This window comes from Cohnella cholangitidis (assembly GCF_014107495.1).
In the GTDB taxonomy this organism is placed as follows: domain Bacteria; phylum Bacillota; class Bacilli; order Paenibacillales; family Paenibacillaceae; genus Cohnella; species Cohnella cholangitidis.
The window spans coordinates 1025071-1040728 of the sequence record NZ_CP041969.1; the positions used below are offsets into that span (position 1 = coordinate 1025071).

The window sequence follows — 15658 nt, forward strand, 5'->3', positions numbered from 1 at the left end:
CTTACCCCGTCCGCTCCGCCATCAATGAAATCGCGTTAACCGCCGCTACCGCGACAGGACTTCCGCCCTTGCGCCCGATATTCGTGATGAACGGGATATCGAGCTTCGCCAGCTCCTCCTTCGATTCGGCGGCCGATACGAATCCGACCGGAACTCCGATGACGAGTCCCGGTTTTGCCGCGCCTTCCTTCACGAGACGGATGAGCTCCAGCAATGCCGTAGGAGCGTTGCCGATCGCGTAGATGCCTCCTTCTGCTTCCTTAATCGCCTTGCGAATCGAGATAATCGCGCGCGTCGTATTGAGCCGTTTGGCTTCTTCCATGACATCGCGATCGGAAATGTACACGTTGACCGTGCTGCCGAACTTTTCCAACCGCGGCTTGCTAATGCCGACTTGTACCATCTGCACGTCCGCCACGACCGGACGGCCCGCGCGGATCGCCTCGATGCCCGCCCGGATCGCATCCCGGTGAAACACCAAGCTCCGCCCTAATTCAAAGTCCGCGGAAGCGTGAATGACCCGCTGCACGACCGGATATTGTTCCGCCGTGTACGAATGCTCGCCAAGCTCTTCCGTAATCATCTCGAAGCTGCGCTCTTCGATTTCCTGAGGCTGCACGGTCAACGGTTTAAAATCGGTATGAAACTCCATTGTTACGTCCTCCCTAATACTTCGTTTGCTTTCGAGACAACGCCCTCGAACTCGTTATAATAGATCCCGTACGCTACCGCGGGGCGGCCGATGACGATCGTCTCGATGCCAAGCGCCAGCGCCGATTCGAGCTTCTCGTCCACCGCCCCTGCCTTGCCGCTTTCCTTCGTGATCATCAGAGTCACGTTATAGTGGCGATATAACGCCTCGTTAAGTTCCCTGGAAAAAGGACCTTGCATCGCGACGATGTTTTTCTGCTCTAGGCCGAGCTCTTCGCACTTCTCCATATTGTCTCGGCGGGGCAGCATCCTGGCGACAAGCGTCGTGCCCGGGAGCGATAGCAATTTTCTCGTAAATATCGCAAGCGTCTTGCTTCCGGTCGTCAGCATGACGACGCCTTTTCGTTCCGCCGCCAGCTCCGCTGCTTGTTCGTAATCGTCCACGTACGTAATGAGCGGGTTGTCATCGAACGTAAGTCGGTCCCGCTCGTAGCGGATGTACGGAACACCGGTCGCTTCCGCGGCGGCGATCGCGTTCCGCGAAGCTTCCTCCGCGAACGGATGGGTCGCGTCTACGACGAGACGAACGCTTTTATCCTCGATAAGACCGATTAACGCATCTTGAGGCAACCGTCCGGTAAGCACGGGCAGACCGGCTTCCTCCATCGATTTCGCCGCGCTCTCGGTAACGACCGTAGTCAGCAACGGATGGCCTTCCCGCTGCAGAAGAAGCGCCAGCTCGCGGGCATCGCTCGTGCCTGCCATGACCAAAATCATATCGAACCGCTCCTTCGCTTATGTAGATGCCGAACCCGATTTGCCGGTTACGATGGGTTCATGAGAATGTTCGTGATCATGGTCATGACGGTGGTCGTGCTCATGATCGTGATGGTCGTGTCCATGGTGGTGATCATGGTCATGCTCGTGTCCATGGTGGTGATCATGGTGGTGATCATGGTCATGCTCGTGCCCGTGGTGGTGATCATGGTGATGGTCGTCATGGTCGTGATGGTGATGATGGTCGATATGCTCCATAGCCGCCGTACGGTATTGGCACATATCGCAGTTCAATTTCGCTTCGCCCTCGATCGCCTCCAAAGCCCGCTCCCGCAAAATATGCTGAAGCAACGGATGAAAGCCGAAATAATCCGCCAGCGCGAATTGATTTTCGGGGTACCGTTCCTTGAAGCTTTCCAGCATCTGTTCCATTCTCTTAATCAAAACGCCGGTAAACAGAAAATAAGGAAGAATGATAACCTTGCGCGCGCCCAGCTTCAAGCAGCGTTCCACGCCTTCGTCCATCAACGGCGCCGTTACGCCGATAAACGCCGTTTCGACCCATTTGAACTTCATCTTCTCCCAGAACAATCGCGAGATCTTATAAAGATCGCTGTTCGCGTCGGCGTCGCTGCTGCCTCTGCCGACGATCAGAATCGCCGTATCCTCGCCTTGAAGCTCGTCTACCCAACCTCCCGAAGATTCGACGCTTTCCAGACGGGAGCTTAATATTTTCAATACTTGCTCATGAACTCCGATCGGTCTCCCGTAAGTAAATCGGATATGGGGATAACGAATTCTCGCTTCGTCGATTTCCGCGGGAATATGGATCTTCGCGTGTCCGGCCGAAAAAAGCGTAATCGGAACGATAGCGACGCGAGCGGCGCCTTTGGCTATGCACTGGGCGATTCCTTGCGCTATCGTCGGCTTAACGAATTCCAGAAAACAGGTCTCTACTAAATAAGAAGAAAGTTTCTCCGAGACGACCTTCACCATTTCCCGTATTTCTTCATTCCCTGCCACGTCCTTGCTGCCGTGGCCAACGAATAATATGGCATCCACGTTAGATCAGCCTCCTAGTTGTATTAATCGCCGCAAATCGCGTTCTCAATTTCAAATACAGGGTGGTCCATATGACGAAACCCTTCGATTTCCTTGATCCGCTTAAAAAACTTATGAAACCGCTCGTTCGGATGGCCTTCTTCGCGGTACCTCCGCACGATCCGGTCGATCAGAGCCACGATCTCGGCAGGCTCGATGCCTTCCGCGACGGGCTGCGCCGGATGAACGTTCCGGCCGATCGTCTTGCCGCCGAGGAACAAATCGAACTTGCCTCTTCTGTACACGACGCCGATATCTTCTTGAACGGCTCCGTAACAAGCCATTCCGCATCCGTTGAACCCGATTTTCATTTCCTTGGGCAAGCTTATGCCGCCGACTTGACGTTGCAGCGCTTCGGCGTAGGGGATCGAATCGCCTTTTTCTTTATCGCAGAAATCGCACGCTTTGATCTGAACGACGTCGCCGATCGGCGACAGCAACAACCCTTCCTCGCGCAGCTTAGACGTAATCGTATCGGGGTTCGACGTCGGGACGCGGACGACCATCTGATGATGCGGAGTGTAATCCATCGTCCCCTTCTCGCCGATGACGTCGGCCAAGACAAGCATCTGCCTGGAAGTAAAGCGCTTATCCGCAACGCCGGGGCTGACCGCGAACTCGAATATTTCCTGTTGTTTAAAAGCGGTAGCCGCTGCGTAACCTGAAGCGCTCGCCTGTTCTTCCGGCAAAGGAATGCCGCGCGCCCTGTCCACGAGCCGAAGCGCGTCGATAGCTAATGCCAGCGAGCCGATAACCGGCGCGCCGATGCCGCTTGGTTTGAGAGTCCGCTGCTCAGGAACTTGCCCGGCAAGTTCTTCCTCGTATTCGTAATCATCGTCGTCCTCATCATCCGACCACTGCGGCAGTGCCCAAGGTTCGGCTTCCTTCTGCAGCCGTAGATGCGGACGAAGCGGCTGCACGTCCGCTCCCAGCGTATACTTGCGCTGGTACCCTCGCGGCGTGATCATGAGTCCTTCATAGACGACGGTCGACGAATTTCCGATAATCACCGTCGTCAACATGCCGATGTCATGATCCAACATGTCCCGCAAATTCGTAAGCACCACGTGCTCCCGCTCCCGATAGGCGCTTTTCACGATTCCGACCGGCGTTTCGGGAGAGCGGTACTTCAGCAAGATGCGCTGCGTCTCCACGATTTGCCGCGTTCTTCTTCCGCTCCGCGGATTGTACAGCGCGATAACGAAGTCGGCTTGACCGGCGGCATCTACCCGTTTCGCGATCAGCTCCCAAGGCGTGAGATGATCGCTGAGGCTAATCGTGCACGCATCGTGCATGACCGGAGCGCCTAATAAAGAAGCCGATGAATTGATGGCCGAAATCCCCGGAATAATCTCGACTTCTACGCCCGACTCTCTCCGCCACCCTTTCTCCATAAGAACTTCATAGACGAGTCCCGCCATGCCATACACGCCGGCATCGCCGCTGGATATGACGGCGACTTTTTTGCCCGCCTCCGCTTGTCGAACCGCCTCCTGCGCGCGGCTCACTTCTTCCGTCATGCCTGTTCGCACGATCTGTTGATCGGACAACAATCCCCGGATCAGATCGACGTAAGTGTTATAACCGATGACGACGTCGCTTTCCTGAAGCGCTTCCCTCGCCCGCTTCGTGATATGCTCGAAGCTGCCGGGACCGAATCCGATGATCAGCAATTTGCCTGCCATTCCTCGCACATCCTTTCGATTGCTAGTGGGTAACGCAGCGACCAAGGCCCTTTTTTTAGCCTTCGTTCTCAACCTCATCCGATTCCGGTGCGACCAAGGTACTTTTTTGGCCTTCGTTCTCGTCCTCATCCGATTTCGGCGCGACCAAGGCACTTTTTTGGCCTTCGTTCGCGTCCTCAAACGGAAATTAGGGAACGCTTGCTACCTTCAACGAGCAAATGCAACAAAAAAAAGCACTTCCAACACAAGAGCGTGTTAGAAATGCTTCTCAGCGCGCGAACCTTTATATAAACGGGACAGTAATCCTACTGACCGTAATACATGAAAAAGGCGTGCCTATCCCTAACACCTCCCTAAATCCTCGTAGGTCGACAGTGTTTAGAAGTAGGCTGGTTTCCTGACTTGGAACATCATCCTCCGTTTACCTTCCCAGATCGCGTCAAGCCGGATCCAGTGGCATATTCAAACGGATAGACTGCCGATCCCGAGAGATCGGCGTTCCTTACAGTGGCGGGTCCGTGTCGGCATTTCACCGAACTTCCCATTTAAGCTTGCTCGGGTCGATCCCAAGCAGCACCTAGTTCTCTAAACTATTCAATTGTCACGGTCATCTTAACATTGTCATCCTATCATTGTCTAGCGAATTAAGCCGCCTATCAAGCTCTTTTTCCCGACAGGATAACGAATCCTTTACGCTTTGTCTACTCCTGTAACGGATACCCCTGTAGCTACCGCCTCAAGCTCGAATACATAGACGAGATTCGATTCCAGCATTTCGCCGGCAACGAGCTTGCGTACCAATTGCTGTCCCGACTCCGGCGTCATGTCTTTATACCATAATCCTTGCGGATACGCGATGACGACGCAAGCGTCCAAGCAACGGCCGTTACAGCGCGTCCTTGTCGTATGAATGAGCTTGTCGGCTTTCAAGCGGGCAATCTCTTCCCTGATCGCAACCGTTACTTCTTCGCCCTGCTCTCGCATACAGCTTCCGCCGTTGCAAATGAGCAGATGACAGCGAGTTCCTTGCAAATTCCAAGTGGTCAACTCCGCAGCCTCCTCTTCCCCTAGGGGCCGATCTTGTTATACGATCCAATTATACGATCTCGTTTCTCTTGCGAAGATAACGAAAAAGAATGATGCAACTGACGGAGCATAGGAGCGCCATTAACGCAATAAAACCGTATCCGGCTTGCAAGCCGAGCAGGAGGCTTCCTTCGGTGCCTTTCTCATCGCCGAACAAGGATTGCACGCCGTCGATTATTACGCCGATCAGTAAATTGCCGATGACGCTCGCGATTCCCATTAGTGTGACGGTAAAAGTAATCGCGGTATCCGTTCCTCTTGGATATCGTTTGGCCAGCATGGCCATGACCGTCGGATAAATCGGAGCGATCCCGATTCCCGCGATCGCGAACCAAATGGCGCCTTGCTCTCCTAGCCCAATCGCGATTAGGCTGCTCAAGCCGGAGAAAGCGGACAAAATAATGATCGAGAGCGTATATCCGATCTTATCCGTAACCGGGCCGAGGAATAACCTTGCGCCCATGAAGAACACGAAGAAAACGGACAGCATGCCGGAAGCGGCTTCCGTCGACCAACCGTACGCCTTCTCAAGGAAATTGACGAGCCAGCCTCCTACCGCCAGCTCGGAGACGACGCCGAACGATAGAACGGCTACGATCAGCCATGCGGCAGGATCTTTGGTGAAGCTCTTTAACGTAACGCGTTCTCCATGTTCTTGGTTGTCTCCCGGAAATTTAGCCATTAATGACGGAATAATCGGCAAAAGAGACAAGCTCAGCATCGCCAAATACATGCCGCGCCACCCGAACTCGCCTCCGAACAGATTCCAACCCATCATAGCGGACGCGATAATCGGAGCGATCGCCGAGCTTAATCCATAGAAGAAATGAGATAAGTTCATCATCGCGCCCGTATTCTTCGTAAAGATGCGGGCCGCCATAATCGCCAATCCGATCTCGAGCATGCCGTTGCCGATATACATCAGAAAATACGACGCGGAGAGAAAAGCATAGTTCGTAGACAGATACATTAGCACGCCGGAAATCGCCATCGATAAAAAGGCGAGGATTCCCGTCCATTTAATGCCGATTCGGTTCGACAATAGACCGGTAAAAGAACAAGCGACGAGATAACCTATCGAATTAAAGGCGAGCAAGATTCCGAGCTGCGTTTCGTCCAACCGGAAGTCGGATTGCATTCTGGGAATCGCCGGCCCTTTCACGTTTTCCGAGAAACCGAAGATTAGGAATCCTCCGAATACGATAAGCAGGAGTAACCAATAATTTGTTTTTAACCGATCTAGCTTCAAGCCGAAGTTCCTCCATGTAAGTAAGTATGTATAATGCCATTAGGTCTTTGCTATTGTAATCTATTTTGCCTAAACCCTCCATAACACGATTTTCGCTACGGACAGGCGAAATTAAAGATTGATAAATAATCGTTGAATATTTGCTATGGGTTTAATGCCCCGACGACGATAGAATGGAAGCAAGCGTAAACAACAATCACGAAGCTCGAAAGGGGTCACAACCGAATGAAACTAAAGAAAAGCGGAATGATTGGTTTAACGCTTGCGATGACGATAGGATTGACGGCTTGCGGAGAAGACAAGCAGAACGCGCAGTCCGCGGACAAGCCCTTCGCGGGCCAGAAGATTACCGTGTTCGCCCTCGGCCATCCATGGACGGACGGCATGAAAGCTTCGCTGGGGGAATTCGAGAACGCGACCGGCATCGACGTCGATCTGCAGGTGTTCCCGGAAGAGCAGCTTCAGCAGAAGCTGGCCGTCCAATTCACTTCCCAAGCGGGCACGCCGGACGTGTTCACCTACCGCCCGTTCATGGAGAAGCTTTACTACGACATGAACGGCTGGACCGAACCGCTAGACTTCTACGTGAAGAAAGACCCCGAGTACGGTTTCGACGATTTCTCCAAAGCATCCGTGGACGGAAGCATGGTTAACGGCAAGCTGATGTCGATCCCGCTCTGGACGGACCAATTCGTCATGTACTACCGCAAAGACCTGTTGGAGAAAAACAACATTCCGGTGCCGAAAACATTGACCGAGCTCGAAGCGGCGGCGAAACGGCTTAACGATCCGGCGAACGACTTCTACGGCTTCGTGTCCCGCGGCCAGCGCAATGCGCTCGTCTCCGCGGCGGCTTCCTTCATCTACTCCGAAGGCGGAGATTTTATCGTCGACGGCAAAGCGGCCGTTAATACGCCGGAAGCGATCCGCGGATTCGGGACGTATGCGGGCTTATTGAAAAATTACGGGCCTAAGGACTCTCTCAACATGGGTTGGCCGCAAGCGGCGGCGTTGTTCGCGCAAGGCAAAGCGGCGTTCTACGTCGATGCTGCCGCCCTTTACAATAACACGACCGACCCGGAAAAATCGCTCGTCGCGGACAAAGTCGCATTCGCTGCGTTCCCGGCGGGGTCTGCAGGTCGGAAGCCGTACGCCATCGCGGCTTGGGCGCTGGCGATGAATCCGAAATCCGAGAAGAAGGACGCGGCTTGGGCGTTCATGGAATGGTCCTCGAACAAAGAAAACGTGCTTCGAATTCAACAAAGCGGCGTCCCGGGCGCCCGCGACTCCGTCTGGGCAGCTTCGGAAGGGATCGAGAAATTCCCTGCCGATCTCGCGGAAGCGATCAAACTGACCATGAGCATCGGCGTCGATCACAGCGTGCCTCAAGTCATGAGCGTGACCGAAGCTCGCGACATTGTCGGAAGCATCGTCGTGAAAGCGATGCTCGGAGAAGATATCAACGCCGCGGCGGAAACGGCTAACAAAGAGCTTCAAGCCATTATTGACAGCGATAGCAAAAAATAAGCAAAAGAACGGCTACCGCGTTGGGCAGCCGTTCTTTTGCTTATTTGGCATCCGCCGGTCTAAGGGCTCGGGCAGCCCGAATCGAGGACATGGCGTACACGACAAGCGCGGTCCAGATCAAGCAAAAGCTAATAAGCAGGACGGAGCTGATCGTCTCCTTAAACACAAGCACGCTTATGAGGAGAGTCAACGTTGGACCGATGTATTGCACGAATCCAAGCATCGACAGCGGAAGCTTCTTCGCCGCTTTGGCGAACAGCAGCAGCGGCGTCGCCGTCGCTACGCCGGATAATAACAGCAATAGCAGCGAGGAAATCGGCAGCGACCAGGCCGTATCGGCATGCGAAGCGCCAAGGTATCCCCAGTAAATCACGGCCACGGGTACGACGATCATCGTCTCGGTCATAAGACCGATCGAAGCGTCCATCGTCACCCTCTTCTTCACGAGTCCGTAGAACCCGAAAGATAATGCCAAGGAAATCGATACCCACGGGAAACTCCCGTAATCGATGGCGACGAGCAGAACGCCCGCAGCCGCCAACGCCACCGCGATCCACTGGCCTCCGGTCGGCTTTTCGCGCAAGAACAATATGGCCAAGACGACGTTAAACAGAGGAGTCAAATAATACCCGATACTAGTTTCCACGACGTGGCCGTTATTAACAGCCCAGATGAAGATCAACCAATTCGCGGTGATCAATAGACTGCTGAAGATCAAGGGGACCAACGTACTTCTGACCGTAATCGTCGCCTTCAGCTCTTTCCACCGCTTTTGAACCGCGATTAGTCCCGCGACGAAAACGAAAGACCATATGATCCGGTGCGACAGAATTTCCCCTGCCGGCATCGTTTCAAACCATTTCCAATAAATAGGGAGAAGTCCCCAGATCGTATAAGCGATTATTGCGTTGATAAGTCCATTTCTCATGCTGGCCGTTCCCTCTTTCCGTTCAATAGACATGAACGGAATTATAACATCTTGGACACGGGCTGAACACGGTAATTGTTAGGCAATTTTCGTAACAAACATCAGGCGTACACTCTAACTTCGACCAATTCGGCGCAAAGGGCACCATTCGTTTCCTCGACTACAATGCGCATGGCATCCGCGACCAACGGCCGTTCCAGCTTGCGCCTGTCCGTGCGGCGACGGTTATCCCGGACGGAAGCGACGACCGTCCACTCTCCTAGTATTCGCGCTTCGATCCGGTAGTTCTTCGCCAGCTCCGGAATGACGTCGAACGAAGTACGGTGATGGTGTAGATTAATGAGATCTTCGTTCACGTCGTCGTTCCAAGTGACGATAATTTCGCCGATCGTAACGGAATTCTCCCAGCTTAGCTCTAACCATTCCTCTCCTCCATCGCCAAGCGGTAGAGATACCCATAAATTCGGGCCGCCATAGGGCCGCTTGTAACCGCCGACGGCTTTGTCCGGCGCATAAGCCGCTGTCTTGGAAACGGCGCGGAAGCAGAACGGGCTTCGGATCAAAGCCTTCATGCTCCATTCCACGACCGGCTGGGTCGGATCGTGATCTTCCAGCTCGGTCGCCGCATGCGGAAGCGCCCCCCTCTCGAAAGCCAATGCGCCGGTGAACGGTTCGACAGATTGATGAAGGCGAACGTTGGCGTTCTTCCGAATGATGACGAACGCGTTCTGCGGACTGTCGGGCTCCCACTCCAACCCGAACGGCACCCATTGTCTCTCTCCCTTCCGAATGTTCGCAGTCGCTCTCGCGACCAATCCGGACGGCACGTAATTTTCCGGTCGTCCCGTCTCCCACAACTCCACCGCCAATTCCGTATCCTCGCGGACGTCGACGAGCAGTTCCAATCCCCGCAAGCTTGGATCGACCGGGAAGAGTAAAGCCGCGTCCCGCTCCAGGGGATAAGTCCTCGTCGAGTTTTCGACGGCGATTCTAGTCCTTGTCGACGAAGCCTTCGTCATTGCCCTGCGCGCCAGATCATTCGAGTCTCCGTTCGCGAGACCTATTATAGAAGCATCCTGCCTGAGCAGCGTCTGCTGAAGCTCATCCAACCCCGATTCGTAGAGCCCGCGAGGGGACAGCTTCTTGTCCGAGCACAACGCCGCGGCGGTTCCGGCCGCTTCTCCCATGACCGCGCAAGTCGCCATGACCCGCGTCGTACCAAACGCGACGTGGGAAGCGCTGACGTTACGGCCGGCGAAGAGAAGGTTTGAGACGTTCGCCGAATATAACGAGCGATAAGGGATATGGTAAACGCCGTCCGCGTGCATATGCTTCGAGCCGCTTTCGGCGGCGTACATCCCTTGAGGAGGGTGAAGATCGATCGACCAGCCTCCGAAGGCGATTCTGTCGCGGAACGGCGCCTGACCGATGACATCGTTCTGGTTCAGCACGTAGTCGCCTACGAAACGCCTATATTCCCGTTTGCCCGGGATCGATCCGACCCACTCCAGCGTCATCGATTTCGCTTCGAACCGGCCGGAATTTTTGATATAATCCCAAATTCCATAAATAACGGACCACAGTTCATCCCGAATGCGTTCGTTTTCGTGAACCGTATCGCGCTCCCCGCCCCACTCGATCCACCAGTAGTGGCACCCGGAGTCGCCGCTGCGGATCACCCGCTTGATAGGAATCTGAGTTTGCGCGATATCTTTGGCGAAGCTCGGCGGAACGAACTTCACCGGGCGACCCGCGTCCTTCGTGTAGAATAGCAAAGTACTGCCTAAGGTGATGTCGTCCGCGACCTCCGGCGCCCACTCCTCTCCGTATTCCCACGCAGCTTCCCGTCCGAGCCGATACCTGGCTCCCGCAAGGAAGCCGATCAATCCGTCGCCGGTGCAATCGAGAAATATCGGGCTTTCATAGCGAATCCGCCGCTCCGAGCCCATCATCCAGCCCGTGGCCGAGCGGATGATTCGGTTCTCTTCGCTTCCGTCCGCCTCCACTTCGTGTACGTCCGTGTTCAGGAACAGCCGGAGATTAGGCTCCGCTAGCACGGTCTCCAGAACGACCAAATCCCACAAGTACGGATTCCCTTCCGGATTGCGAAATTGGTTTTCGACGAACATCTCGCCCATGATGCCCGTCTCCCGGGCATAACGGTTCGTCCCGTGCGCGGTCGCGCCGCACACCCACACTCGGACTTCGCTGCTGGAATTGCCCCCGAGCACGGGACGGTTATGGACGAGGGCGACTTTCTTTCCGAGTCTTGCCGCCGCTACCGCGGCGCATACGCCCGACAGCCCTCCTCCGATGACCGTAATATCGCTTAGAATCGTTTCCGTTCTCATCTCGCTCACCCTTTGACGGCAGAATTGGTTAAACCTTGTATGATAAAGCGTTGGCCAAGCACGAACACCGCGATCATCGGCAGGATTCCGGCAGAGGCGGCCGCCATCATGCCGTTATAGTCGACCATATTCTCCAGGATGAAGTTCTGCAAGCCGAGCGGGACGGTGTACAAGCTTTCGTCGATCAGGAACACGAGCGCGTTCTCGTAATCGTTCCATTGCCAGGAGAAGTCGATGATCGCCAGCGTCGCGAGCGCCGGCTTCGCCAGCGGCAGGATCAGACGGAAAAAAATCCGGAAATGTCCCGCTCCGTCTATAAAGGCCGATTCGGAAATCTCGTGCGGTATGGACAGGAAAAACTGGCGAAGCATAAACACCCCGAAAATCGTAAACAAGCCGGGCAGAATGAGCGCGAGATGCGTATTGTAAATGCCGGCCCATTCAAACATGATGAACTTCGGAACGAACAGCACCTGCGGCGGGATCATCATCATGGACAAGTACACCATGAACAAGGCGTTCCGGCCTTTGAACTCGATGCGGGCGAAGCCGTAGGCGGCGAACGCGGACAGGAAGGTCGCTCCGATCATGCCGATGACCGAGATCTTCAAGGAATTCAAGTAATAGGTAGCGAAGTTTTTCGGTCCGGACCACACTTTGATATGGTGATCCCACGTCGGATGCGCGGGAATCCATTTGATCGGATATTGGAACACTTCCGCGGGCGTTTTCAAGGACGTGCTGATCATCCACAGGAAAGGGATGACCATGACGATCGCAAGCGCGAGCATGACGATCGTGGCGGCCACTCTCTTCGGAACGTCGGCGGACGGGCGTCGTTTGGTTTCCATCGTCGTTGTCTTCCTCTCTACATTAAATCGTTCGTTCAGCAAGTCTGTTTTTTTTTAATAATGAACCCATTTTTTCTGTCCGATCCATTGCAGCAAGGTGATCACCAGAATGATCGCGAACAACGCCCAGGAAAGCGTCGACGCATACCCCATGTCGTAATACCGGAACGCGTTCTGGTAGACGTACAGCGATAGGATCGTCGTGCTGTTGCCCGGTCCGCCTTGCGTGATTGCCTGAATGATCCCGAACGTCTTGATCGTCATGATCAAGCCGGTAATGAGCAACAAGAAGGTAGTCGGGCTGACCAACGGCCAGATGATTTTCCGAAGGACTTGCCCTTTCTTGGCCCCGTCGATCTTGGCGGCCTCCATCAACTCGGGCGACACTTCCTGAAGCGCGGCCAGATAAATGATCATGTTGTAGCCGAGCATGAACCATACCCAGATAATGTCGATGGCGTACATCGAGGACGTCGTCGTGGACAGCCAGCCCGGCGGATTATCGATGCCGATGCTCCTTAGAAGCCCGTTGATCGGACCTTGCTTCGGCTGGAACATCAGCATCCAGACGAACGCGACGGCCACCCCGCTCGTAATGTACGGCATGAAGTACAGGCCCCGGAGCAGCTTCTTGAGATAAAGACGCTGGTTCAAAATGACCGCCGCCACAAAACCGAGGACGATGGATACCGGTACCGCGAGAAGGAAAATCAACGTATTGCGCAAAGAGAGATAAAACAAAGAGTCGTTCAGCAAACGGTCGATGTTATCGAAACCCACGAACCCGACTTTCGGGTTCATGAACTTGTAATCCGTAAACATCAGGCCGAAAGAATAGGCAGCCGGAATCAGGAAGAACAGCAGAACGCCGATCATGCTCGGACCTACGAACACGTATCCCAGCATGCGCTGTCTTCTCATCCAATTGTTGTTCATGCGCTTCATCCTCGCTTCTTCAAGAGATACGTCCAGTCTACCAACCGGACGAACATCCCATAAGGAACAAATCCATCGTCTTTATAAAACAAAATCATGCAAAAAAGCCGCCCGGGCGGCCTTCGATCACATCAAATCGTTCTATTCGGTCAGCGTAATTCAGTTAATAACAGGGGGACGGCCGATGATCGATCGGCAATCCCCCTGTATTCCGTCCCGATTATTTCTTCAGGAACTCGTTATGACGGCTAACCATGGCGGAGATCGTCTGATCGAGCGTTTGCGAGCCGAGGAAATACTTCTCGTACTCCTGGGAACGAAGATCCATGACCTCTTGCGGCACGGAGCGGACGTAGGTCGGCGTTTTGTTATCGAATATGACGTACATCAAGGAATCGCGATCGTACGTGTCTCCCTTGTCTCCTAGCATGCTCTCCAGAGCCGCCGCCTGATCGGAGTCCTTGGAAGCGGCAGTCGACCGCCCGCAGCCATCGGCGCCATGCCGCCATCGCATACCACTTGAGGAATTCCCAAGCTGCCTGCTGATTTTTGGACTTGGCGTTAATTGAAATATAGTCTCCGATTCCGCCACGAGTCATGTAATCCGCCGCATTGTCCGTAAGCCTAGGCACCGGAGCGAACGCGATCTTGAAATCCCGAGGATAGTCCGTAAAATTGTTGGAGCTTCTCAGGAGCCACGCCCCGATGTTCAGCATCGGCGCTTCCCCGCTAAGGAACATTTGCTCGACCGGCATCTTCGACGTGAGCTGCTCGCCGAGCGGCGGCGTCGTTTTGTCGTCCTGCATCATCCCGTTCAGCGTTTCCAACCATTTCTTAACGAGCGGATGATCCAGATTCGAGCTGCCGTCAGACTTCGTATATCCCGCTTGCGAGAGTACCGAATCGATCGGATCGACGTATGGCTCGGTATTCTGAATGAAACCGTATCCTTCGCCTGCTTTCAGCTTCTTGGCGTACTCGCGCAGCTCGTCCCACGTCCAATCCTTCGGCACCGGAAGATTGGCCGCGTCGAGCGCGTCCTTGTTAAGCGCGACGAAGAAAGCGCTCTTCGTAGTCGGCACGCCGTAATACTTGCCGTCGATCTTCCAGCCATCCGCTTCGATGCCCATTTTCTCGTCGATGTTATAATCTTGAAATTGGCTCAAATCGATCGTGAACCCGGATTCCACGCGCTTGGCGGCTTGGGAGAGCGAATAGTTGACGAATAAATCGACATCCTGGCCGGTCATCATAGCGGTATCTAGTTTCAGATTTCCTTCGTCATCGTTGACGTAACGAACGTATTCTACTTGAATATCCGGGTGATCCTTGTTCCACGAGTCGACCACCTCTTGCGGTCCCGCTTCCGGGGGAACGCCCCCCCACATCTTCAATTTAACCGTATTTCCGGACTTCGCCGGCACGCTTGCAGACGGAGACGCTCCCGCGTCCGTACCGCCGGACGAATTGCCTTTATTGCCGTTGCCCGAGCATCCCGCCAAAACGCCCGTTAATAGAACAAGCGATGCCATGCCCGCGAACCAACTTTTTTTTCTCACAAACGACGACCTCCCTGAATGACTAGGATTAATGTTGCAACTCAAGGATAGCAAGACGGAAGGGCGTGCCATAAGTAACAGAATCATGGATAACATGGAACAGATATACGCAATTTCCGAACGTCCCCCCCCGTACGTTTGCGGAACAAATCGTTCTATCTCTTCAGCCGGTATTGGCTCGGAGTCGTGCCCGTCATTCTCTTAAAAATCTTAATAAAGTAGTTGTCGTTCATGAAACCTACGCTAGGGCCGATTCGGTTAACGGGCAGGTCGGTATTCTTCAAGAAGTAGATCGCTTTCTCCACCCTCGTCCTATGCAGGTAGTGGATCAGCGTCTCTCCCGTTTTTTTCTTGAAGAGGGCGCTGACGTAATTTTCCCCCATCATGACGTACCTCGACAACGACTTAAGCGTAATGTCTTGGTCGTAGTTTTGTTCTATATACTGAATGATTTTGTTCACTTCGGGGTGCGTGATTTTCGCCAACGGTTGAATGGAACCGCGGGACAAGCCGTCTTGCGAAGCCGTCGATGACGACGAGGCGGACGCGGAGATCAACTCGAGGCTGATCTTGGCCAACGTCTCCCTCAGATCCTTCACGCTCATCGAGAGCTTCAGAATATAGTTGGACGCTCCGAACTCCATCGCCTGTCTCATCGACTCGAAATCGCCGATGCAGGTCAACATGACGAACTTGGAGGAGATCCCGGCTCTTCGGGTCTCCTTCAGCAGCTCAAGGCCGTCCATCTGGGGCATGACGATGTCGCTGAGCACCAAATCGGGCGGATCCCTCTTGATCATCTCGAGCGCTTCCGCCCCGTTGCCCGCTTCTCCGACCAGCGTGAAACCCATATCCTCCCAACGGATAATCTCCTTCACCGATTCGCGGACGAAAATCTCGTCCTCGACTAGAAGCACCTTCCACATGCGAATCTCCTCCTTCCGCGAAACGGGATAT

At 54.2% G+C, this 15658-nt stretch carries 14 protein-coding genes and 1 riboswitch; of the genes, 1 reads left to right on the forward strand and 13 read right to left on the reverse strand.

The features are described from left to right. Position 1: 1 nt before the first annotated feature. The 6 genes from FPL14_RS05115 to FPL14_RS05140 form a co-directional block, all read right to left on the reverse strand. Complete coding sequence (locus tag FPL14_RS05115; RefSeq protein ID WP_182302002.1) at positions 2-652, reverse strand: precorrin-8X methylmutase; 651 nt, start codon at positions 650-652, stop codon at positions 2-4. Between the two features lie 2 nt (positions 653-654). Then, positions 655-1428, reverse strand: a complete 774-nt coding sequence (gene cobK, locus FPL14_RS05120; protein ID WP_182302003.1) for a precorrin-6A reductase — start codon at positions 1426-1428, stop codon at positions 655-657. 18 nt (positions 1429-1446) lie between these two features. Then, the gene (locus FPL14_RS05125) at positions 1447-2490 is read right to left on the reverse strand and encodes a sirohydrochlorin chelatase (RefSeq protein WP_182302004.1); all 1044 of its coding nucleotides are present in this window, start codon (positions 2488-2490) and stop codon (positions 1447-1449) included. Between the two features lie 23 nt (positions 2491-2513). Beyond that, entirely contained in the window at positions 2514-4214 is a 1701-nt protein-coding gene (cobJ, locus tag FPL14_RS05130; RefSeq protein ID WP_182302005.1) for a precorrin-3B C(17)-methyltransferase, read from the reverse strand. Between the two features lie 370 nt (positions 4215-4584). Next, a riboswitch (cobalamin riboswitch) is annotated at positions 4585-4810 on the reverse strand. A gap of 94 nt (positions 4811-4904) precedes the next feature. Beyond that, on the reverse strand, positions 4905-5261 hold the full coding sequence (locus tag FPL14_RS05135) for a (2Fe-2S) ferredoxin domain-containing protein (protein ID WP_182302006.1): 357 nt from the start codon (positions 5259-5261) through the stop codon (positions 4905-4907). A gap of 49 nt (positions 5262-5310) precedes the next feature. Then, positions 5311-6549 (reverse strand): MFS transporter, encoded by a 1239-nt coding sequence (locus FPL14_RS05140; protein ID WP_182302007.1) that lies wholly within the window; start codon positions 6547-6549, stop codon positions 5311-5313. 225 nt (positions 6550-6774) lie between these two features. Between FPL14_RS05140 and FPL14_RS05145 the strand changes: the two genes are divergently transcribed. Next, positions 6775-8076, forward strand: coding sequence for an ABC transporter substrate-binding protein (locus FPL14_RS05145; protein WP_229263785.1), 1302 nt, complete (start codon positions 6775-6777; stop codon positions 8074-8076). A 40-nt stretch (positions 8077-8116) separates the two neighbouring features. Here the strand turns inward: FPL14_RS05145 and rarD are convergent, their stop codons facing one another. The 7 genes from rarD to FPL14_RS05175 all read right to left on the reverse strand — a co-directional run bounded on the left by rarD (position 8117) and on the right by FPL14_RS05175 (position 15627). Continuing rightward, positions 8117-9004: an EamA family transporter RarD gene (gene rarD / locus FPL14_RS05150; RefSeq protein ID WP_182302008.1), complete on the reverse strand. Its 888-nt coding sequence runs from the start codon at positions 9002-9004 to the stop codon at positions 8117-8119. Between the two features lie 101 nt (positions 9005-9105). Continuing rightward, positions 9106-11355, reverse strand: a complete 2250-nt coding sequence (locus tag FPL14_RS05155) for an FAD-dependent oxidoreductase (protein ID WP_182302009.1) — start codon at positions 11353-11355, stop codon at positions 9106-9108. 5 nt (positions 11356-11360) lie between these two features. Continuing rightward, the gene (locus FPL14_RS05160) at positions 11361-12146 is read right to left on the reverse strand and encodes a carbohydrate ABC transporter permease (RefSeq protein WP_407644662.1); all 786 of its coding nucleotides are present in this window, start codon (positions 12144-12146) and stop codon (positions 11361-11363) included. 114 nt (positions 12147-12260) lie between these two features. Further along, positions 12261-13142 carry a carbohydrate ABC transporter permease gene (locus FPL14_RS05165; protein WP_182302011.1) on the reverse strand — a complete coding sequence of 294 codons (882 nt, stop codon included), beginning with the start codon at positions 13140-13142 and terminating at the stop codon, positions 12261-12263. Positions 13143-13362: 220 nt separating this feature from the next. Further along, positions 13363-13533 carry a hypothetical protein gene (locus FPL14_RS29760; RefSeq protein ID WP_229263786.1) on the reverse strand — a complete coding sequence of 57 codons (171 nt, stop codon included), beginning with the start codon at positions 13531-13533 and terminating at the stop codon, positions 13363-13365. Further along, positions 13511-14701, reverse strand: a complete 1191-nt coding sequence (locus FPL14_RS05170) for an ABC transporter substrate-binding protein (RefSeq protein WP_229263787.1) — start codon at positions 14699-14701, stop codon at positions 13511-13513. The genes FPL14_RS29760 and FPL14_RS05170 overlap by 23 nt, the downstream gene beginning before the upstream one ends. Before the next feature lie 155 nt (positions 14702-14856). After that, complete coding sequence (locus FPL14_RS05175) at positions 14857-15627, reverse strand: response regulator (RefSeq protein ID WP_182302012.1); 771 nt, start codon at positions 15625-15627, stop codon at positions 14857-14859. Positions 15628-15658: the final 31 nt, after the last annotated feature.

Coding starts and splice junctions, on each gene's coding strand:
- FPL14_RS05175 (WP_182302012.1), bottom strand. CDS start 15,627: ATGTGGAAGGTGCTTCTAGTCGAGGACGAGATTTTCGTCCGCGAATCG.
- cobJ (WP_182302005.1), bottom strand. CDS start 4,214: ATGGCAGGCAAATTGCTGATCATCGGATTCGGTCCCGGCAGCTTCGAG.
- FPL14_RS05160 (WP_407644662.1), bottom strand. CDS start 12,146: ATGCTCGCGCTTGCGATCGTCATGGTCATCCCTTTCCTGTGGATGATC.
- cobK (WP_182302003.1), bottom strand. CDS start 1,428: ATGATTTTGGTCATGGCAGGCACGAGCGATGCCCGCGAGCTGGCGCTT.
- FPL14_RS05145 (WP_229263785.1), top strand. CDS start 6,775: ATGAAACTAAAGAAAAGCGGAATGATTGGTTTAACGCTTGCGATGACG.
- rarD (WP_182302008.1), bottom strand. CDS start 9,004: ATGAGAAATGGACTTATCAACGCAATAATCGCTTATACGATCTGGGGA.
- FPL14_RS05115 (WP_182302002.1), bottom strand. CDS start 652: ATGGAGTTTCATACCGATTTTAAACCGTTGACCGTGCAGCCTCAGGAA.
- FPL14_RS05155 (WP_182302009.1), bottom strand. CDS start 11,355: ATGAGAACGGAAACGATTCTAAGCGATATTACGGTCATCGGAGGAGGG.
- FPL14_RS05165 (WP_182302011.1), bottom strand. CDS start 13,142: ATGAACAACAATTGGATGAGAAGACAGCGCATGCTGGGATACGTGTTC.